This window comes from Sulfurospirillum diekertiae (assembly GCF_011769985.2).
In the GTDB taxonomy this organism is placed as follows: Bacteria; Campylobacterota; Campylobacteria; order Campylobacterales; family Sulfurospirillaceae; genus Sulfurospirillum; species Sulfurospirillum diekertiae.
This window is the reverse complement of sequence record NZ_CP039734.2, coordinates 1804708-1825892: the sequence shown is the minus strand read 5'-3', so window position 1 is coordinate 1825892 and position 21185 is coordinate 1804708. Positions and strand designations below refer to the sequence as shown.

The following is a 21185-nucleotide window of genomic DNA, read 5'->3' as shown; positions in this document are numbered from 1 at the left end:
TTACATGCACCATTTCGAAGGGGATTTTCAAAACGAAACGCTTGATGCGATAGAACTCAAAGAACCACAACTGTATAAAGTTCTATTGCTCAATGACGACTACAGTAGTATGGAATTTGTGATCAAAGTTTTGATGCAAATCTTTCATCATAGTTTTGAAAAGGCCAGCGAAATTATGCTCAGTGTGCATGAACAAGGCAAAGGTCTTTGTGGCATTTATACGTATGAAATTGCGGAGACAAAAGTAGAGTATGTCCGAAAAATGGCCAAAGAGGAGCACTTTCCTCTGCGTGCTATTATGGAAGCAGAATGATTCATTTTATTCTGCGAATGCACATTATCAGGTAAAAAAGGAGTAGATTATGGTTAACCAAGAACTCAATTTTGTTTTCAATGACGCCATAGCTTTTGTAAGAAAGCATCGCTATGAGTATATCACCGTTGATCATCTCTTTTTTGCTCTGTTGAGTAATGAGAATGTGGTTGAGCTTCTGATCAACTGTGGACTCAGTATTACTTTCTTGCAGCGTTCTATGGAAAAGTATTTTGTGGCGAATCCTCAGATTGTGCCTACTGAAGAGACGTATGAGCCTTTAGAAACGGTGGCATTGACTCGCGTCATTGAATCAATGATGTTACATGTAAAGAGTGCAGGCAAGTCAGAAGCCAGTGTGTACGATCTTTTAATTGCGATGATGGATGAAAGCAATGCCTTTTGTGTCTCTTTGTTATTGCAACAAGGGGTTGATAAACTTTTGATTGTTGAAGAAGTAACAGCACTGAGCGCACCCCAAAATAAAGATGCACGCAATGATGATCAAAAAGAGAGTGCATTGGCTAAATATACGATTGATCTTATTGCTCTTGCCAAACAAAAGCAGATTGATCCTCTGATTGGAAGAGCGGATGAAGTGAAACGGCTCATGCAAGTCTTGTGTCGTAGGAAGAAAAATAATCCTCTTTTAGTGGGTGAACCCGGTGTTGGAAAAACTGCTATTGTGGAAGGTTTAGCTGAGAAGATTAGCGAAGGAGGCGTTCCTGAAATTCTAAAAGGCTCTCCCGTGTATGCACTGGATATGGGAGCACTTCTTTCCGGTACAAAATACCGAGGGGATTTTGAAAAACGACTCAAAGAAATTTTGAATGAACTTGAAGCTAAGAAAGGGGCTATTTTATTTATTGACGAGATTCATACGATCGTAGGAGCGGGAGCAACGAGCGGTGGCTCGATGGATCTTTCCAACCTGCTTAAACCTGCACTCGCTTCGGGGAAAATTCGCTGCATTGGCGCTACAACGTATGGTGAGTTTCGCAATTTCTTCGATAAAGACAAAGCACTGAGCCGTCGTTTTGCGAAGATTGATGTGTTAGAGCCAAGTCTTGAAGACTCTTTTTTAATTCTTAAAGGACTTAAAGGGAGCTATGAGAAACATCATGGTGTGAAGTACCCTAATGAAGTGATCAGAGCTTCTGTCGAACTTGCCAAAAAATACATTAGTGATAAATTTTTACCCGATTCTGCGATTGATTTGATTGATGAAGTAGGTGCTTCGTTTCACTTGGCTAAAAAGCGTAAAAAAGTGGTGGAGATGAGCGATCTTGAAGCCGTTCTTGCCAAAATTGCCAACATTCCAACGCGCAGTGTGAATAAAGATGAGGGCGAGGTGATGCAACACTTAGAAGCGCATCTCAAATCCAAAATTTTCGGTCAAGATGCGGCGATTGAGGCATTGGTTAAAGCCATTAAACGAAGTCGTGCAGGGTTGGGAAATCCGACTGCTCCGATTGGTTCATTCTTGTTTACAGGCCCTACGGGCGTGGGTAAAACAGAAGTGGCGAAACAACTCGCTTTCGAGTTAGGCGTCCATTTTGAACGCTACGATATGAGTGAATATATGGAAAAACATACGGTCAGTCGTCTCATTGGTGCTCCTCCTGGCTATGTGGGGTATGATGAGGGTGGACAACTGAGTGAAGCGATTAAAAAGCATCCGTATACGGTGTTATTGCTCGACGAAATTGAAAAAGCACATCCTGATATGCTCAACATTTTGCTTCAAATTTTTGATAGTGCAACCTTGACCGATAATAATGGAACAAAGATTGATTTTCGCAATGTTATCATCATTATGACCTCCAATCTTGGAACGAAAGAAGCACCAACGATGGGCTTTACGAAGAGCGAGAGCAGTCGAATGGATCATGCGATTAAAGACTTCTTCTCTCCTGAATTTAGAAATCGTTTGGATGACATCATTCACTTTGCGCCATTGTCCGAGCCTGTGATGATCAATGTGGTTGAAAAACTTTTAAGTGAGCTTACCGAGCAGCTTAAAGATAAAAAAGTCGAGATTATTGCAACCTTGGCCGCTAAAAAACAGCTCGCCAGTGAAGGGTATAGCAAAGAGATGGGTGCACGTGTGATGCGTCGTGTGATTCAAGAAAAGATTAAAACGCCGCTCTCTGAAGAGGTTCTTTTTGGCAAGCTCAAAAATGGTGGCGTGTGCAAAATAGATTATAAAGCTAAAAAATGGGTGTTTGAATACAGCGGTGGCAACTAAGAGACTCATCCCGCAGCTGCATCCGAATGATTATACCTTCCCTGATCCCGAAGATGCCAGCGATGAGGGACTTTTAGCATGGGGTGGTGATCTCAAACCTGAGCGACTCCTTCGTGCTTATGTTCAAGGTATTTTCCCATGGTTTAACGAGGGCGATCCCATTTTGTGGTGGTCGCCCGATCCTAGGCTTGTGCTCTTTCCCTCTGACATTAAAATCTCTAAAAGTTTAATCAAAAGCATGAAACATTTTGAAATACGCTATGACACCTGCTTTGAACAAGTGATGCGTTTGTGTTTGGAAACGAGGCTTGCCAAAGGTCAAAAAAGCTGGATCAGCGAAGATTTGATCGCGGCTTTTTGTACTTTACATGTAAAAGGGTTTGCACATTCCGTCGAGTGCTTTTTTGAGGGTGAATTGGTCGGTGGCTTGTATGGACTCTACCTTGGTGGCGTATTTTGCGGCGAGTCAATGTTCTCAATAAAGCGTGATGCTTCAAAGGCTGCGTTAATAGGACTTTGTAAAAAAGTGAAAAGCTTGGGAGGCGATTTTATTGACTGTCAACTTCCCACCGATCATCTTCAATCTTTAGGTGCATCGGTGATACCACGCGAGAAATTTCTAGCAATGTTAGAAAATGCTTTAGAAAATTGCACGACAAAAGCATGGTGATGGTATGCCTTTTATCTTTACATGTAAAAGAAGTTTGAGATGATTGAACACGTTGCTCCCGTTTTTATTTTTGTTGCGTTAGGATACATTTTTAAAACCATCAAACACGATATTTCTGAAGCTTTAACCGAATTTGTACTCTACTTCTCCTTGCCTGCACTTGCTCTTTCCAAAATACCTCATATGACGTTTAATCATGAAGTTTTTTCAATCATTCTTATTGCCTATAGCACCATGGCACTCTCTTTGGTACTGGGATATAGTGCGGGACGATTTTTGAAAATGGATCGTAAAAATCTGGTCACGATGATGGTTATTGTCGGTTTTGGCAATACAGGCTTTGTTGGCTTTTCTTTCATCGAGTCCTTTTATTCACTCAATCATGTCAGTTATGCGCTTGTGTATGATCAAATTGGTACGTTTATTGCCTTAATGACGTTTGGAATAGCGCTCATTGCGTGGGGTGGAGGAGAAGAGCAGCGGGGACGAGATGTGGCAAAACAGATATTTTTTTCGCCTCCTTTGATGGCGGTTGTCGTTGCTGTTGGATTTCATGGAACGGATTTTCCTCCACTTATTGAGAGCATACTTGATAAATTCCAAGCGACGTTAATTCCTCTAGTGACAGCCATCGTTGGTATGAAGTTAGAGTTTCGTACCTTATCGCTCTATTTTAAAGAGAATATGATCGCTTTGTGTTTAAAGATGGTGGTTGCTCCATTTTTGATACTCATGGGTCTTTACTTTTGGGTTGATTTAAAAGAGGATTGGGTGAAAGTAACTTTTTTGGAAACAGCGATGCCTCCGATGACACTGGCTGTTGTTTTTGGTATCAGAGGAGGGTTGAACAAAGCACTTTTGATTAACGCTCTTGCCGTAGGCATTCTTTTCTCGTTCGTGAGCATTGGTTTATGGAATCTAATCATTTCATAGTAACCCTACAATCAAAGAAATTTTTAGATTAAAGAGAGTAATATACTCCTTATAAATAAGCGGTGGGCTCACCGGAGCCTTGGTTCAAACTTTTAATTTTATTTGATGTTTCGTCTCTTCAAGAAACCCTAAATGGAAAACAAAAGGATGGAAAACGAGTTTTCAAACTTTATGCTTGAGATGCTTTGCTCGAAAGCATAAAAGTTTAAAAAAACAAGCATAAAAGTTTAAAAAAACAAGCGTTTTATTCCTGAAAGGATTAAAACAAGCGTTTTTTTAAGCGTGTTTGAAGACGGGAAAACAAAGAAATGGAAAACAAAAATGGAACACACAAAACACTACCTTTTTACCTCTGAAGTAGTCAGTCCAGGTCACCCTGACAAATGTGCCGATATCATTGCGGATAGCATTGTTGATGCACTTATTATTGCCGATAAAAACTCACGCGTTGCCAGTGAAGTTTTCGTCGCAGGTAAACATGTCATCATTGGTGGCGAGGTCAATACCAAAAGTATTCTCTCCTTTGCGGATTATGAGAAAATCGTTAAAGATGCACTCGCTAAAATTGGTTATGATGGAAAATCAGCCTTTACGAAAGAACAATGTTTGCATCCCGATGAAGTCAAAGTTCAAGTGCTTCTCAACCAGCAAAGCAGTGATATCAACCAAGGTGTTGATCAAGAAAGCGGTGAAATTGGTGCAGGCGATCAAGGCATTATGTTTGGTTTTGCCTCTTCTGAAACGGCTGATTTTATGCCAGCTGCGATTACGTATGCCAGAATGTTGTGCGATAAAGTTTATAATTATGCACTCACTCACAACCATAAATTGGGTGTGGATATTAAAACACAAGTAACGGTTGATTATGGTACGAAACAAAATTTTGAAGAGTGCAAACCGCAAAAAATTCATACGATTGTTGTCTCAGCACCTTCGAATGAGAGTCTTCCGATTGAAGAAGTACGTGTTTTGATTAAAGGCTTAATTGACGATACAGGACTTCCAACCGAACTTTATGATCCCAACAATACGATTATCCACATTAACCCAACGGGTCGTTATGTGAACCATAGTTCACTTCACGATTCTGGGCTTACGGGTCGTAAATTGATTGTCGATAGTTTTGGTGGTTACTCTCCGATTGGTGGCGGTGCGCAATCCAGTAAAGATTACACCAAAGTGGATCGTAGTGGTTTGTATGCGGCACGTTGGATTGCTAAACATATCGTAGCAGCGGGTCTTGCAAAAAAATGCTCCGTTCAACTCTCTTACGCTATTGGTGTTGCAAAACCTGTCTCAATTGCTGTTGATACATCAGGAACGTATACGAGCATCAGTGATGATGAGCTCTCTTCTTTTGTACTTGAAACATTTAGTCTCACACCACGCTGGATTACCAACAAATTTGGGCTTGATAAACCAAGCAGTGATACTTTCTTGTATGCTGATGTTGCGGCACGTGGACAAGTAGGACAGAGTGATTATCCGTGGGAACAGCTGGATAGTTTAGAACTCTTTAAAGCACTCAAAAAATAGTTTACATGTAAAGATATTTCTCTGTAAAAGCTATCGTGGATTTCGCGTAACTTTTACATGAGAAATAGACTCTTAGGGGTATATAATTCCGCTTTTTCCACTATTGGCACTATGGTAAATAATCGTTTGATATTTTTTTGCATAATAGCGTAGCAAGAGATATTGCAAGGTTTGCTCTGTAGATGGTGTAAACCACGCGTTATTGCTCACAACAATCATCTGTTTTGGATTGCCAACAAAAAGCTTATCATTGGTTCCTTCATAACAAATAGCACTTCTAAAGGTAACGCCATTGATGACAAAATCTTGCGGTGCTTTCGCTTTTTGATAGTCTTTTGCCCCATCAAAAAAGAGTTTATTGATGATCTCAACGATAAATGCAGGGAAAGGAACCTCTTCACCAAAAGGGACAAGAATAATTTTATGAGCGATTTGCATCTCCCCTTTTAGAAAAAGATACGATGAGTTAAAAAATCCTTGATCTTCTTCATAGGTTAAAGAACCTGCCACAATGGCAATCTGCTCTGAATATTTTTTGAGAGAGGCAATTAAACGAGGAGCTCGGTTAAGATAGAGTGGAAAAGCACTTTCCGGTAAAATAATGAGCTCTTTGTGTTCCGCAATCGCTTTTTCAATCAAGGCAAAATTAAGATCAATTGCTTTTTGTTGATATGCCTCATCCCAACGCTGTGATTGAGGAATATTCATGGTTGGTATAGCGACATCTAGGGGTGTTTCAGGCATCGTTTGTGATGAATGAAATGAAAGTGCCGCAATGAGGGGGATCACCGCAAAGCTTTTCGTCCATTTGGGTAATACTTTAAACAGCGTTATAGCACTTAAAAACAGTCCAAAGGAGAGCAGGGATGTTGAAAAATAGGTATCAATCAAGGTCAGTTGCAGTTTGAGCCAATTAAAACGAAAAGGATCTACAAAACTGATCCCAAAAAGGAGTGGAAGTTGTACGTAAATAGAGCTTCCAAGCCTTCCAATAAGCCAAAAAAGAAACCCATACACTAATGCAATCCCAAGAATAATAAACGGTATCAGAAATACCAAGTCATAATAAACAAAACTAAAACTAATCCAATAAAACCATAAAAGCCCTGTGAAAAATCCACTCCAAAACCAGACAATACGATTTTCACCTAAAAGTAGGTAAAAGCCTGTTAGGGCGAGTAAAGAGTTAAGTGTGAGGAATGTAAGTTTAAAATACGCAAGGTAGATAAAAGCACAAAGACATAAAGCAATAACAAAGGCTTTTATTATGTAAATGCGGGTAAAATAAATATCTAAATTTTTTTTCATAAAGGATTTCCATGCAAGGTTCTGCTAGTTTACTCTCTTCTTTACTTCCCCTCGTTGTTCTTTTCGCAATTTTTTATTTTCTTGTGATTAGACCACAACAAAAACAGGTAAAAAAGCATAAAGAAATGCTTGATGCACTTAAAAAAGGCGATAAAGTGATTACAAGTGGTGGTTTAATCTGTGAAGTCGTGAAACCTGAGGAAGATTCTATCAAAGTTAAGCTTAATGATGAAGGCGTCATTGTCAAGGTTTCAAGAGAATATATTGCAAAGAAAATCGATGACTAGAGGAAAATTTAACTATCGTTTAGTTATCTTTTTAATCGCGATTATCTTTGGAGTAGTGATGTCAATACCTACTTTTTTGCAAAGCGAAAAAGGTGCTAAAGTTTCTTTAGGTCTTGATCTTCAAGGCGGCCTTCATATGCTTTTGGGTGTCCAAACAGAAGAAGCAATTAAGTCAAAGATGAAATCTATCGCTTCAAGTATCAAATTTTTTGCGCAAAGCGGAGATATTATTATTGATGATTTCCGTATTGATGAAGAACTTCTCTCCTTTACTCTTTTAGATAAAGATGAAGAGAAAAAAATTGATGAGATGCTTAAAACCGTTAGTGGTCTGCAAGTTTCAAAAGAGGCTCTTCATTATACCCTTTCGCTTAGTGATCAAGAAAAACAGGTTATTCGCGAATATGCTCTTTCTCAAGCGGTAGAGACGATTCGTAACCGTTTAGATCAATTTGGTTTATCTGAGCCCAATGTTGCAAAACAAGGTAACGATAAAATTTTGGTAGAGCTTCCTGGTATTAAAACAGCGGATGATGAGCAGCGTGCACGTGAATTGATTGCTAAAGCGGCACATTTGCAGCTTATGGCGGTAGATGAAAAACGTAAAGATCGTACCACTACAATGAGCCCAACAGAAGCGGCACAATATGGTGATGTCATTTTGCCTGATGCCAGAGGCGATAACATTCGTCATATTCTAAAAGAGATTCCTATCCTTGATGGTAGTATGCTAACCGATGCTAAGGTCTCTTTCAGTGAAATGCATCAGCCTGTGATTAATTTTACGTTGAATTCAGAGGGTGCAAAAATCTTTGGTGATTTTACGGCGAGCAATATTGGTAATCGTTTGGCGATCGTCTTGGATAATAAAGTTTATTCAGATCCCGTTATTCGTGAGCGTATTGGTGGTGGTAGTGGACAAATTAGTGGTGGTTTTAGCGTTAAAGAAGCCCATGATGTTGCTATTGCACTTCGTAGTGGGGCATTACTCGCTCCTGTGACCCTTCTTGAAAAACGTAGTATTGGACCCTCTTTGGGGGCTGATAGTATTAAGGCAAGTTTGATTGCACTGATTACAGGCTTTGTTCTGGTCTCTGTCTTTATGCTTGTTTATTATCGTTTAGCGGGAGTTGTTGCCAATATCGCATTGATTGTCAACCTCTTTTTATTGATTGCTATTATGGCTCTTTTTGGAGCGACATTGACATTACCCGGTATGGCAGGTATCGTCTTGACCATTGGTATGGCGGTGGATGCAAACGTTATTATTAATGAGCGTATTCGAGAACTGTTGCGGCAAGGTATGCCTATGGCTCAAGCGATTGAACATGGGTATGAAAATGCAATGAGTGCTATTTTGGATAGTAATATTACCTCTATTATTACTTCAGTTCTTTTGTATGTGTATGGAACAGGGCCAATTAAAGGATTTGCCATTAGTACAGCTATTGGTATTAGTGTCTCCATGCTAACAGCCATTTTAGGAACGCATGGTATTTATCAATTCTTTATGCCACGCATTGAAAAAAGTAAAAACCTTTCCTTGTGGTTTGGTATGAAGAGGAGTCACTAATGGAATTTTTTGCACAACATAAAACATATGATTTTATGAAAGTCAGTCGTTTTTTTATTGCAACGACACTTTCATTGGCACTGCTCTCTATTATTTTATTCTTTGCCAAAGGGTTTGAGTACGGAATTGATTTTTCTGGAGGTACGATTGTTCAACTAAAATATGAACAAAAAGCACCTATTGATAAAATTAGAGAAGATCTTTCTAAAGATAAAATGTTCTCAGGTGCTCTTATCTCAGAGTTTGGCTCTCCTGAAGAAATTCAAATTCGTTTTGCCTCAACATCAGGGGGTGTCAGCGAAGATGTTGGTGATAAAGTACGATCTATTTTGAGTGATTCTGGTAAATTTGATGTACGAAAAGTAGATATCGTTGGACCAGTCGTAGGAAGTGAACTGCGACAAAAAGGCATTATGGCAGCCGTTTTGAGTATGTTAGGTATTATGGTTTATGTAGCAGTTCGCTTTGAATGGAGCTTTGCCGTTGCTTCCATCATTACATTGGTACATGATGTGGCTATTACCAGTGGTGCACTGATTCTTTTTCATGTTGAAATGAGTTTAGATGTTTTAGCGGCTATCTTGACACTGATTGGTTACTCGATTAACGATACCATTATTATTTATGATCGTATTCGTGAAGAGCTCAAAAGCACGAAAGATATGGAGTTGATGCATGTTATTAATACCTCTGTTTCTAAAACACTTTCAAGAACAATTTTGACGGTATTGACGGTATTCTTTGTTGTTTTGACACTGTATGTCTTTGGTGGCGAGATTATTCATGGATTTAGCTTTACAATGTTACTAGGTGTTATCATAGGATGTTACAGCTCTATCTTTATTTCCGCACCTTTTTTAAAGGTTCTTGGCTTCAGTGTAGAAGGCTACAAGGCTAAACTTGCTTTAAAAGAAAAAAATAAGATTGAAAAAGAAAAAATGCGCTCACAGTACGAAAAAGGTACCGTTTGATTTGATGGAGAGAAGATGCTTTACAATCCTTTAGAACTTGAAAAAAAATGGCAACAAAAGTGGGATCAAACCAATGCGTTTGAACCCCTTGTTGATATGACTAAAAAGAAAAAATATATTTTAAGTATGTTCCCCTATCCGAGTGGGCGTATTCATATGGGGCATGTGCGTAACTATACTATAGGGGATGCCATAGCGAGACATCACCGAAAAAATGGTTTTAATGTCTTACATCCCATCGGTTGGGATAGTTTTGGTATGCCTGCTGAGAATGCGGCGATTAAACATGGTGTTCATCCTAAAAAATGGACGTATGAAAATATTGATTATATGCGTAAAGAGCTTGCATCATTAGGCTTGTCCTTTTCTAAAAAAAGAGAGTTTGCCGCCAGTGATGTTCTTTACACCAAACATGAACAGCGTATTTTTATTGAGATGTTCAATAAAGGATTGGTGTATCAAAAAAGTGCCACATTGAACTGGTGCAATACCTGCCAAACCGTTCTTGCCAATGAGCAAGTCGAAGAGGGGTGCTGTTGGCGATGTGACAATCCTGTCGAGCAACGTTTACTCCCCGGTTACTATCTTAAAATCACTCAGTATGCGCAAGAACTCCTTGACGATTGTGAAAAATTGCGTGCTGGTTGGCCAAATCAAGTTCTCACGATGCAAGAAAATTGGATTGGAAGAAGCGAAGGCTTAGAATTTTCCTTTAGTCTGAGTGATGCTTCTAAAGTAAAATTGGACAATCAATTTGAAAGTTACAAAGTTTTCACTACGCGTCCCGATACGATTTTTGGAGTCAGTTACTCAGCTCTAGCACCTGAGCATCCTATTGTCAAACATCTGATAGAGCATAAGCTTTTAAGTGAAGACAAAATTGCACAAATCAAAAAAATGCAAAGTGTGGGAGCAAGGGATCGTGCACAAGCACCTAAAGAGGGTGTTAGTCTTGAACTGGATGTGATTCATCCCTTAACGGGAAAAAATGTACCGGTCTGGGTGGCAAATTTTGTTTTAATCGAGTACGGTGGTGGCGCAGTTATGGCTGTTCCAGCACATGATGAACGCGATTTTGAATTTGCCAAAAAGTATGATTTAGCCATTATTCAAAGCATTGAAACAACAGCGCCGTTTGATGGCAGTATTGCGACAACAGAGTACGGTACATTGGTGAATTCAGGTGAATTTACAGGGCTTGATTCTAAAAGCGCACAAAAGAAAATTATTGCCTATTTTGAGGCACAAAAAATTGGCACAAAAGTCATTAACTACAAACTTCGTGATTGGGGCATTAGTCGCCAACGTTACTGGGGTGCGCCTATTCCTATGATTCATTGCCCCAAATGTGGACTTGTGCCTGAGAAAATTGAGAATCTTCCTGTGGCACTTCCTGAGGATGTTGAGATCAAAGGTGAGGGAAATCCTTTGGATAAACATCTCACTTGGAAGTACACACAATGTCCATGCTGCGGAGCAGATGCGGTTCGTGAAACGGATACTATGGATACCTTTTTTCAATCCAGTTGGTATTTCTTACGCTATACCACGGATCCATCGCTTTGGAATGATGTTCCTTTTGATAAAGCGAGTGCGAATTACTGGATGAATGTCGATCAATACGTCGGTGGTATAGAGCATGCTATTTTGCACTTACTCTATTCGCGTTTCTTTACCAAAGTCTTGCGTGATTTGGGTTACGTGAATTGCGACGAGCCATTTGCCAATCTTCTCACGCAAGGCATGGTATTGAAAGACGGTTCCAAAATGAGCAAGTCTAAAGGCAATACGGTTGATCCTGATGCAATTATTAAAACCTATGGTGCTGATACCGCACGCCTTTTTATTCTTTTTGCCGCACCGCCTCAAAAAGAACTTGAGTGGAATGACAGTGCCGTAGAAGGTGCTTTTAGATTTTTAAAACGTTTTGCACAGAAGAGTGAAAATGCATTTACATGTAAAGCCATTCCGAGTATTGATCATGCTTCTTTGCCTAAAGAATCTAAATATGCACGTAAGAAAGTCTATGAAGCTCTTAAAAAATCGAATGAAATTTATGAGGGTAGTTATACCTTTAATACACTGATTGCGGCTTGTATGGAAGCACTCAATGCCCTTAGCGAGCAAGAAGATAAAGCTGTTTGGTCTGAGGGGTATTTTATTCTCCTTAATCTTTTAGAGCCGATTGTCCCCCATCTTTGCTGGGAAATGAGTGAGAGTCTTTTTGGATGTACCAATCTAACACCCATTGCACTCAAAGAAGAAGTTTTTGTAGAAGATAGTATGATACTCGCTGTAACGGTTAATGGTAAAAAACGCGCTGAAATTGAAGTAGAAACCTCCATATCAAAAGAGGAGGCTTTACGTCTTGGTAAGGAGAGCGTTACAAAATGGCTAGAGGGAAGTACACTTCTTAAAGAGATTTATGTTCCCAATAAACTGATTAATTTGGTGGTAAAATAAGATGAAACAACTATTTCTTGGATTCTTGATGGTAGCATTTTTAAGTGGATGTGGTTACAAGCCAGCATCCTATTATGTGAAGCATGCCTTAGGAAATAAAATATATGCGGAAGTTTCGATCTCAAGACAAGATCCAAGAAATAGTGTTCTCATAAAAGATGCTGTCAATGAAGCGATTGTCAGTCGTTTTGGTGCAAAGTTGGTTGCCAAAGAACAAGCAGACAGTGTTTTACATGTAAAGATCGGTTCCATCGGTTTTTCTCCTACCGTGTATGATAAATATGGCTATGTTGTTGCATACAAAGCTACCGTTGTCCTAGCAATGGAGTATGAAGATGAAACAAAAAAAGTTCAAAAATTGACGGCCACAGGAGAGTATGACTTCTCGATTGAATCCAACAGTGTTGTTTCGGATAATAATCGTTTTGATGCAATCCGCTATGCGTCAGGAGATGCTTTAGATGAGTTTGTTTCCAAGATTTCGATTAAAGGACTTCGTAATGGCAACAACAATTAATGAGATCATTAAAGATACCTTAGAACTCATTAAAGCGGAGCATCTTAATTTAACACCCGATAATTATGCAAAAGTTTTCTGTAAAGTTGCCAAACAAAAAGGGGTGATTGTTGAAGATTGTCAAAAAGTAGATAAGTACACTAAAAAGCTTGATCCTACTATTGCAACAGATATGAAACGATTTAGCATCAGTAATGTCGACGAACTTCTTGCCTTTTTGGTCGCAAAACTGAACCGTGCCAATGAAGGTGATGCCCTCAAAATGGTCAACACTCTGGCTATTTTAACCAAAAGAGTGCTACAAGCGATTACCCTTTTACATGATGCAAAAGCAACCAGTTTGGCAAATGCTTCCCTCGAGCGTCTCGATTTTCACCAAAATCTTCAATCTATTGAGCTTGTTAAAGAAAAATGGTTTGATTTTATCTCTAACTACGATGACAGTTATCTGAAGAAGTTGGATTCTTTTGGGCATGTGAGTAAAGATGATCTTGAGGCAATGGTGCGAGATCTTATTAAAATCATGAGTAAAGATACGAGTAGTGAACTTTATAGTACGCTAGTTCCTCTTATTATCGCATCTTTAGCCCCTTCTATTGCTTCAGGAATGAATGATGAATTAGCATCAATTGGTAATGAATTACGTAATTCTCCTGATGCTCTTGGTACTCCAGCCTTGCAAAAAGAGCTTAAAGGGCTTATTTCAAAGCGCATAGAGCTTGATAAAGCTGAAGTGCAAAAGAAAGTTTCAGCGCTGGATAAAATTCTTGATGAGATTAATAAAAAGATTTTGGAATTGATTCAAAATAGTAATGTGAGTCATGAGCAAGTGAAAGTTATTAAAGCAGATTTACAAAGTATTAATTTTGAACACGATAGTTTTGAAAACGTTCATGTAAAACTTCTCAATATTGCCTCATCTTTGGAAAGTGAGACGAAATCTCTAAGCGAAAAGATGACAAGTAATCAAGAAACAATTACCAAGCTTCAAAAACGTGTTTCCAAGTTAGAATCAGCGCTTTTGGTTGCAAAACAAGAAGTTAAAGAAGACTACTTGACCCATGTGGCAACGAAGCGTGCTTTAGCCAATGAACTTGGACGTGTTGAAGATGCTTTTATGCGTTACAAAGTTGATTATACCATCTGCTTTATTGATATTGACCACTTTAAAATGGTCAATGATACGTATGGTCATGAGGCAGGTGATGTCATCCTTTCTACGTTAGGTAAAATTCTACGAAAATATGTGCGTCAAGTGGATTTTGTAGGTCGTTATGGTGGTGAAGAATTTTTAGTGATTCTTCCAAGCATTGATCTTGCGCAAGCCATTCATTTTGCCGATAAAATTCGTGCCATTGTAGAGCAATTTAAGTTTTTGTATAAAAATGAACGCATTAATGTGACGGTGAGTTGTGGTGTCGCACAGCGCTCTTTAGAAAAATCTAAAGAAGAAACGATAGGTTCTGCTGATAGCTTTTTATATAAAGCAAAAGAGGCAGGACGTAATCAAGTGTTACCTGTGCTCTGATGCAACTTCAATCATTTTTAGCGACAAAACCGCTTTTTTACGATGAAATTGATTATGCTCGTATGCCCAAAGCGTATCAAAGCATAGCGTCTCATTTAACCCTTCCCAAAATTATTCATATTGTTGGAACCAATGGTAAAGGGACAACGGGACGTTTTTTAGCACAAATGCTTCTCAGCAATGGTTTACAGGTAGGGCATTATACTTCTCCGCATATTCTCAAATTTAATGAACGTATTTGGCTAAGTGGCGAAGATGCCAATGATGAGATGTTAGAGCAAGCGCATACGGAACTTCTCTCTTGGTTAGAGCCTAGTATGGCTGAATCACTTTCGTATTTTGAATACACAACACTTTTAGCCATGAGTATTTTTTGCAAAACATGTGATTATGTTATCCTCGAAGCGGGGCTTGGTGGTGAGTTTGATGCGACCAATGTCTTTCCCAAATGCCTTTCCATTGTTACCCCTATTGGGTTAGATCATCAATCTTTTTTGGGACAAACGATCGAAGAGATTGCTCAGACGAAGATCAACAGCGCAACCGGGGATATTGTTTTAGCCAAACAGTATGATGCTAACGTTCATCCTATCGCATTGGCAAAAGTAAAAAAACTCAAGAGCCGTCTCTATGATGTGAACGATTTTTTTTATAAAACCTTTAGTTCCAAACTGGATGTCTATAGTGACAAATTTGGTTTACCAACGTATCTTAAAGAGAATTTCAGAACAGCACTTTGCGCGTTAAACGTACTTGGATATGATTGCAATTTAGATATTTTTTCGCCGGTTGTTTTGCAAGGGCGTTGTCAAAAACTTTTACCTAATGTCACGGTAGATGTTGGGCATAATGTGATGGCAGCAGAAGCCTTAGTGGCAAATTTAGGCGAAAAAAAGGTTATTTTGGTCTATAATAGCTATAAGGATAAGGATTTTAGAACCATTTTAAAAATTTTAAAACCCGTTGTTGAAGAGATCCAAGTCATTGAGATTGACAGTCCACGTGCTGCCGATAAGCGTGATATTTATGCTGCTGCTAAAGCTCTCGAACTTCCTATCTCTTCTTTTGTCACCATTCAAAGCGATAAAGAGTATCTTGTCTTTGGCTCTTTTTCGGTAGTGGAAGCCTTTTTAAAGGGGTTAAGTGAGAAATAAATTTACAGTCACTATCTCTGATGTCAATGGTTCACGACATTTTTTATTGCATCAACTGATTAAAAAATTTTTGCTTTATTTTACGCTGTTTGTGGCATTGGTTATTTTAGTCGGTAGTTTTGTCATTTTATTTTTAATGCATGAAGTTTCAAGCCTTGAAGCGAAAAAAGAGAGTGCGGTTTCTGAGCGTAATCTTCTTTTAGTTCAAAATGAAGAACTCCAAAGTAAAGTTTCTGAAAAAGCGCAAGAGTATGAAAATATTCGCGATAAAATCAGTAACATGGAAGAGATGATGGGTCTTCGTACGAACGAAGAAGAAAATATTGATAGTCGTCTTGAAGAGATTGACCTCACAATTATTCAGCAAAAAACATTTTTCGATAATATCCCTAGTGGTGATGTTATGGCCTATAGTGAAATATCTTCTCCTTTTGGTTGGAGAGATAATCCGATTTTAAAACGTAAAGAATTTCATACGGGAATCGATCTTCGAGCGCCTATTGGAACACCTATTTTAGCACCAGCAGATGGAGTGGTGAAATTTGTACAGTATAACCAAAACAGCGGTTATGGCAATGTTGTTTCGCTGAGCCATAATTATGGATTTGAAAGCTATTATGCACATTTACAAAATAAACCCGTTGTCAAAGAGGGACAATTTGTAAAAAAAGGCGATATGATCGCTTATTCAGGTGCTAGCGGAATGACAACAGGTCCTCATTTGCATTATGAGGTAAAATTCATTGGCAGAATACTTGATCCACAACCTTTTTTACGATGGCGTGGTTCTAATTTTGCTGAAATCTTTAAAAAGGAGAAGAGAGTAACATGGGAATCTTTAATAAAGCTGATCAATGCTCAATACCCGCTTCCGAGACAACCATCGTAGCCAGTGGTGCAAAAATAGAGGGTATTTTTAATTGCCAAACACGTTTACATGTCGATGGTACCATTCTTGGAAAAGTGCTCTCAGATAGCATCGTAACTATTGGAAAGCAAGGAAAAATAAGTGGTGAGATTAACGCAAGTCATTTGATTATCAATGGTCTCTTTGAAGGCAATGCCAACTGCGATAATGTTGAAGTCTTAGAAGGTGGCAAATTTTTGGGAAAAGTCATTTCAAAAGAGCTGGTTATTGAAGCCAAAGCTATTTTTGAGGGTGAGAGCAAAATTAAAACCGAGAGTGTGGAAGCACCTTCGTATGAAGAACAAAGGGATTGATTGTTACAAGCTGCGTGTTATGAATTTTTACAAACTAAAAATGACCTTCAACTTTTAGGTGTCAAAGGTGAAAAGGAGGCTTTCCTAGCTTCTGAAGTAGCCCTTTTTCTGGGTAAGAAAAGTTATGTTTTACCTGATTTACGGGCAAATAGTGGTGATGATCTCCTCTCTTTCCATGAGGAAATTGTAGAGCTTTTACGTGTTTTGCAAGCATTTTATAAAGACAACTCTCCTAAAAAGATTTTAATTGCTCCCTTGCGGACACTCTTAACGCCACTTCCCAAAGCCGAACTTTTTGACACCTTAAGTCTAGAGTTTGGTATGCGCTTACATTTGGAACATTTTAAAGAGCAAATGTTCTACTGGGGCTATCTTGCTGTGGATGTAGTACAAGACAAAGGTGAAATCTCTGTACGGGGAGATATCATCGATATTTTTCCACCGGACAGTGAAAAAGCGCTTCGCTTAAGTCTTTTTGATGATGAAGTGGAAAGTATTCGTTTCTTTGACTGTGAGAGTCAAAAGAGTGCCAAAGAGGAACTGGAAAGCTATACACTTTTCCCAGCCCTTTTTGCACTCGATGAAGAACGTCACACGCTGATGCAAAAACGTATAGATTCTCTTAAAAGTGATAGCTTTACCAAAGATGTGCATTCGCTTGGTCTGTGGGTTTTGGGGGAGAGCGGGGCAGTTTATACGGAAGCATTTAAAACCTACTTGAGTATGGATGCAGTAGCAGAACTTGACGAAATAGCACTTTTTGATGAGGTGGGTGCCAAAAAATTACAAAGCCTTCCATCGATTCCTGAAGCAAAAGCTTACAGGGAAATTGCACCCAGTAACATCAAAACTTTTTTAGAGTTGCATCAAAATAAAAAAATAACGCTCTTAGCAAAAAATGAAGTTTTACTGCGTATTGTAGATATAGAACCTTTACATGTAAAGTGGATTCAGAGTGAGCGTATCGTTAACATTATGAACGCGGAAGAGGTTATTCTCTCGCTCAATAAGCCCTCTACAAAAATCAAACGTAAGCGTGCCAACATTGTTCTGGATGAACTTAAAAGTGGCGATTATGTCGTACATGAAAACTATGGTATTGGCATCTTTAAGGGACTTACACAAGTCACTGTTTTAGGGGCTACTAAAGATTTTGTTTTGATAGAGTATTTGGGCGACGATAAGCTTTTACTCCCCGTTGAAAATTTACATGTAATCGATCGTTACATTGGCGAAAGCGGTGGTTTGGTCAGCGTGGATCGCCTTGGAAAAGGGAGTTTCCAAAAACTCAAAGCCAAAACCAGAGAGCGACTTTTAGAGATTGCCAGTGAGATCATTGCCATTGCGGCTAAACGTGAGATGGTGGATGGGCTCAGCATTGCTATGGAACAGGGTGAAATGGCATTGTTTGAAGCCGATGCAGGCTTTACGTATACCGAAGATCAACGACGGGTTATTGGCGAAATTTTGAGTGATTTCAAAAGCGGTAAGATGATGGACAGACTGCTCAGTGGTGATGTCGGTTTTGGTAAGACAGAAGTGGCGATGAATGCAATATTTGCGACGGTACGAAAAGGCTTTCAGGCGATCTTAATTGCACCTACCACACTTTTATGTTCGCAGCATTTTAAGAGCCTTTCAACCCGTTTTGCCAAGTACAACATCAAAGTAGCGCAATTGGATCGTTTTACTTCTCCCGCTCAAAAGCAGGTGATTTTAAAAGAGCTCAAAAGTGGCGAGTTGCACGTTTGCGTAGGAACGCACTCTTTGTTTGAAGTAGAACTACACAATCCTGCGCTTGTGGTGGTGGATGAAGAGCATAAATTTGGTGTCAAACAAAAAGAGAAGCTTAAAAACTTCCGTGAAAATGTCCACATTCTCTCTATGAGTGCCACGCCCATTCCAAGAAGTCTCAATATGGCACTGAGTTCCATTAAGCAGTATTCACAGCTTTTAACACCACCTAATGATCGAGAAGATGTGCGAACGTTCGTGAAAGAGTATGATGAAAAGGTTATCAAAGAGGCGATTATTCGGGAAATGAGACGTGGTGGGCAGGTCTTTTTTGTGCACAACCGTATTGCTACCATTGAGGCTAAACGTAAAGAGCTGCTCTCTATGATGCCCAATCTACGCATTCTCACACTTCATTCAGAAATCAGTGCGGCTATCACCGAAAAAGAGATGTTGCATTTTGAAGAGAAAGCGTATGATGTACTTTTAAGTACCTCCATCATCGAATCAGGTATTCATATTCCCAATGTCAATACGATTCTTATCGATTCAGCCGATCACTTTGGTATGGCAGATCTGCACCAACTTCGTGGTCGCGTAGGGCGTAGTAAGCGCCAAGGCTTTTGTTACTTTTTGGTGAAAGATAAAGAAGAACTCTCGGAATCTGCCAAAAAACGTCTTATTGCACTTGAATCCAATTCGTATCTAGGCAGTGGTTCCATCCTTGCCTACCATGACCTTGAAATCAGAGGTGGCGGTAATTTGGTGGGTGAAGCACAAAGTGGGCATATCAAAAATATTGGGTATTCCCTCTATCTTAAAATGCTTGAAGATGCGATCAATTCGCTTTTGGGTAAAACACCGATTGCTTCACGAGAGGTTGAGATTAAGCTTTCCATTAGTGCATTCATTAGCGACAATGACATCGCAGAAGACCGTGTACGACTCGAATTATACAGACGTTTGAGCCGTTGTGCAAGTGTGCATGATGTTTTAGAAATCGAAGAAGAGATGGTGGATCGTTTTGGCAAACTTGATGTTTCGACAAAGCAGTTCTTGCAACTGATTGAGATTAAAATTTTAGCGACACAACAAAACATTGTCCTTATCTCCAATTACGGGCAAAATATTACGATCAAATACGAAGATGAGAAAAAAATCATGTTGCAATCACGTAGTCGGGATGATGACGATATCATTGCTACCGTGTTGCTTCACCTTAGGACGAAGGCATGAGAGTAGGGTTTATCGGGGATATTGTAGGCAAACCGGGTCGTACGATGTTGGAGCAATACCTTCGCAAACTTCGCCAAGAATTTGAACTGGATTTTGTCATCGCCAATGGCGAAAATGCCAGCCATGGCTTTGGTTTAGCTTCTCAGCACGCCAAAGAACTTTTCTCCTATGGCGCTGATATTCTCACAGGGGGAAATCATTCGTGGGATAAAAAAGAGATCATCCCTCTTTTAGAGGTGATGCCTATTCTTAGGCCTCTAAATTACCCTGTTGGTGTACCGGGGCGAGGCGTGAGCGTTTTACATGTAAAGGATGAAAAGATTGCCATCGTCAATATCATGGGACACTATGGGATGCCAATGGTAGAAAATCCTTTTTTAGCAGCGCAAAAAGTAGTCGATACCTTAAGAACAGAAGGCGTTGAAACCATCATTATTGATTTTCATGCGGAAGTGACTTCAGAGAAGCGAGCGATGCATATGCTTTTAAAAGGCAAAGTGAGTGCCATTTTAGGTACTCACACGCACGTAGGAACGGACGATCTTCAAATCGTTGAGGGAACATGCTATGTCACCGATGTTGGGCTTAGCGGGGCACGTGATGGCGTTATAGGCATGGATAAAGATGCTCCACTCAAACGTTTTCTTACAGGACTTCCCGCTTCCTTAGAAATTCCAAAGAAATGTAAAAAGATTTTGCAGATGATTGTTATGGAAATAGAAGAAGGTAAGTGTATTGAAGCGTTTAAACTGCGTGTCTTTGATGACCAAGAGCGTTTGATCACTAAGGCTGTACATGAATAGTTTTGATCTTTTGGTTGCCCTCAAACAGAAAGGCTATCTCAAGACCACGCGTGATCCTTTGTGGTGGCCGCGCTCTGGTACCTTTTGGGTGATTGTTGGCGCCATTTTAACCCAACAGACCAAATGGGAAAAAGTTGAAATCAGTATGGCAAACTTAGAGTGTGCAGGAATTGATAGCTTGGAAAAGCTTTCGCTTCTTGATCTTGAATCACTTGCTATGCACATTAAGCCCAGTGGATTTTACAATACTAAAGCAAAAAATCTTTCCTTGTTAGCAAACGCTATTCTTGAAGCGTTTAGCTCCTTTGAATTTTTTTGTGAAGCAGTCGATCGTGAGTGGTTGTTGGCACAAAAAGGGATTGGTGAAGAGAGTGCCGACTCTATCCTCTGTTATGCCTGTAAACAAGAGGCTATGGTTGTTGATGCCTATACGGCACGTTTGCTTGAAGGTTTTGACTATAGCTTTGAATCTTATGCTGCTCTTCAAGAATGGATGGTTGAAGGCCTTTTGCACAATCAATCAAAAATCAATCAGCTTTATGGAAAAGAGATCTCTTTAACAGAACTTTATGCACGGTTTCATGGAAAAATTGTGGAATTTTGTAAGGAAAACAGTCAAGGGAAAAAAGTGAATGTAGGAGGATTGAGCCTTTAAACTCAATTTGGCTCTTGCAAAATTGCAAGAGCTCT

Annotated in this window: 18 protein-coding genes; 17 read left to right on the top strand and 1 reads right to left on the bottom strand. The window is 39.4% G+C overall.

What is annotated here, in order from left to right; translation table 11 throughout:
• Positions 1–4 precede the first annotated feature (4 nt).
• From FA584_RS09285 to metK, 5 genes are all read left to right on the top strand, one after another.
• Positions 5–313: an ATP-dependent Clp protease adaptor ClpS gene (locus tag FA584_RS09285; RefSeq protein ID WP_096047043.1), complete on the top strand. Its 309-nt coding sequence runs from the start codon at positions 5–7 to the stop codon at positions 311–313.
• A 49-nt stretch (positions 314–362) separates the two neighbouring features.
• Positions 363–2561 carry an ATP-dependent Clp protease ATP-binding subunit ClpA gene (clpA, locus tag FA584_RS09280; protein ID WP_096047042.1) on the top strand — a complete coding sequence of 733 codons (2199 nt, stop codon included), beginning with the start codon at positions 363–365 and terminating at the stop codon, positions 2559–2561.
• Positions 2551–3231, top strand: coding sequence for a leucyl/phenylalanyl-tRNA--protein transferase (gene aat, locus FA584_RS09275; protein WP_191342041.1), 681 nt, complete (start codon positions 2551–2553; stop codon positions 3229–3231). Before clpA ends, aat begins: the two co-directional genes overlap by 11 nt.
• 39 nt (positions 3232–3270) lie before the next feature.
• Positions 3271–4164: an AEC family transporter gene (locus tag FA584_RS09270; RefSeq protein ID WP_167749260.1), complete on the top strand. Its 894-nt coding sequence runs from the start codon at positions 3271–3273 to the stop codon at positions 4162–4164.
• Between the two features lie 321 nt (positions 4165–4485).
• Positions 4486–5700, top strand: coding sequence for a methionine adenosyltransferase (gene metK, locus FA584_RS09265; RefSeq protein WP_096047040.1), 1215 nt, complete (start codon positions 4486–4488; stop codon positions 5698–5700).
• A 72-nt stretch (positions 5701–5772) separates the two neighbouring features.
• Here metK and FA584_RS09260 read toward each other — a convergent pair whose 3' ends face one another.
• On the bottom strand, positions 5773–7008 hold the full coding sequence (locus FA584_RS09260; RefSeq protein WP_167749259.1) for an apolipoprotein N-acyltransferase: 1236 nt from the start codon (positions 7006–7008) through the stop codon (positions 5773–5775).
• 11 nt (positions 7009–7019) lie between these two features.
• On the opposite strand from FA584_RS09260, the gene yajC reads away from it, so the two are divergent.
• The 12 genes from yajC to FA584_RS09200 are packed head-to-tail and all read left to right on the top strand — an operon-like array spanning position 7020 to position 21150.
• The gene (yajC, locus tag FA584_RS09255) at positions 7020–7295 is read left to right on the top strand and encodes a preprotein translocase subunit YajC (RefSeq protein ID WP_096047038.1); all 276 of its coding nucleotides are present in this window, start codon (positions 7020–7022) and stop codon (positions 7293–7295) included.
• Positions 7288–8868: a protein translocase subunit SecD gene (gene secD, locus FA584_RS09250; RefSeq protein WP_167749258.1), complete on the top strand. Its 1581-nt coding sequence runs from the start codon at positions 7288–7290 to the stop codon at positions 8866–8868. Before yajC ends, secD begins: the two co-directional genes overlap by 8 nt.
• Positions 8868–9839: a protein translocase subunit SecF gene (gene secF / locus FA584_RS09245; RefSeq protein WP_096047036.1), complete on the top strand. Its 972-nt coding sequence runs from the start codon at positions 8868–8870 to the stop codon at positions 9837–9839. The genes secD and secF overlap by 1 nt, the downstream gene beginning before the upstream one ends.
• A 15-nt stretch (positions 9840–9854) precedes the next feature.
• A complete protein-coding gene (leuS, locus tag FA584_RS09240; RefSeq protein WP_167749257.1) occupies positions 9855–12302 on the top strand; it encodes a leucine--tRNA ligase in 2448 nt (815 codons plus the stop codon).
• A gap of 1 nt (position 12303) precedes the next feature.
• The gene (gene lptE / locus FA584_RS09235; RefSeq protein WP_167749256.1) at positions 12304–12819 is read left to right on the top strand and encodes an LPS assembly lipoprotein LptE; all 516 of its coding nucleotides are present in this window, start codon (positions 12304–12306) and stop codon (positions 12817–12819) included.
• Entirely contained in the window at positions 12803–14347 is a 1545-nt protein-coding gene (locus FA584_RS09230) for a GGDEF domain-containing protein (RefSeq protein WP_167749255.1), read from the top strand. The genes lptE and FA584_RS09230 overlap by 17 nt, the downstream gene beginning before the upstream one ends.
• The gene (locus tag FA584_RS09225; RefSeq protein WP_167749254.1) at positions 14347–15501 is read left to right on the top strand and encodes a bifunctional folylpolyglutamate synthase/dihydrofolate synthase; all 1155 of its coding nucleotides are present in this window, start codon (positions 14347–14349) and stop codon (positions 15499–15501) included. Before FA584_RS09230 ends, FA584_RS09225 begins: the two co-directional genes overlap by 1 nt.
• The gene (locus FA584_RS09220) at positions 15491–16390 is read left to right on the top strand and encodes a peptidoglycan DD-metalloendopeptidase family protein (protein ID WP_096047031.1); all 900 of its coding nucleotides are present in this window, start codon (positions 15491–15493) and stop codon (positions 16388–16390) included. The genes FA584_RS09225 and FA584_RS09220 overlap by 11 nt, the downstream gene beginning before the upstream one ends.
• On the top strand, positions 16330–16722 hold the full coding sequence (locus FA584_RS09215) for a bactofilin family protein (protein WP_096047030.1): 393 nt from the start codon (positions 16330–16332) through the stop codon (positions 16720–16722). Before FA584_RS09220 ends, FA584_RS09215 begins: the two co-directional genes overlap by 61 nt.
• Entirely contained in the window at positions 16723–19692 is a 2970-nt protein-coding gene (gene mfd / locus FA584_RS09210) for a transcription-repair coupling factor (protein ID WP_167749253.1), read from the top strand.
• Positions 19689–20495 carry a TIGR00282 family metallophosphoesterase gene (locus FA584_RS09205; RefSeq protein WP_167749252.1) on the top strand — a complete coding sequence of 269 codons (807 nt, stop codon included), beginning with the start codon at positions 19689–19691 and terminating at the stop codon, positions 20493–20495. Before mfd ends, FA584_RS09205 begins: the two co-directional genes overlap by 4 nt.
• Complete coding sequence (locus FA584_RS09200) at positions 20488–21150, top strand: 3-methyladenine DNA glycosylase (RefSeq protein WP_167749251.1); 663 nt, start codon at positions 20488–20490, stop codon at positions 21148–21150. The genes FA584_RS09205 and FA584_RS09200 overlap by 8 nt, the downstream gene beginning before the upstream one ends.
• The last annotated feature ends 35 nt before the right edge of the window (positions 21151–21185 follow it).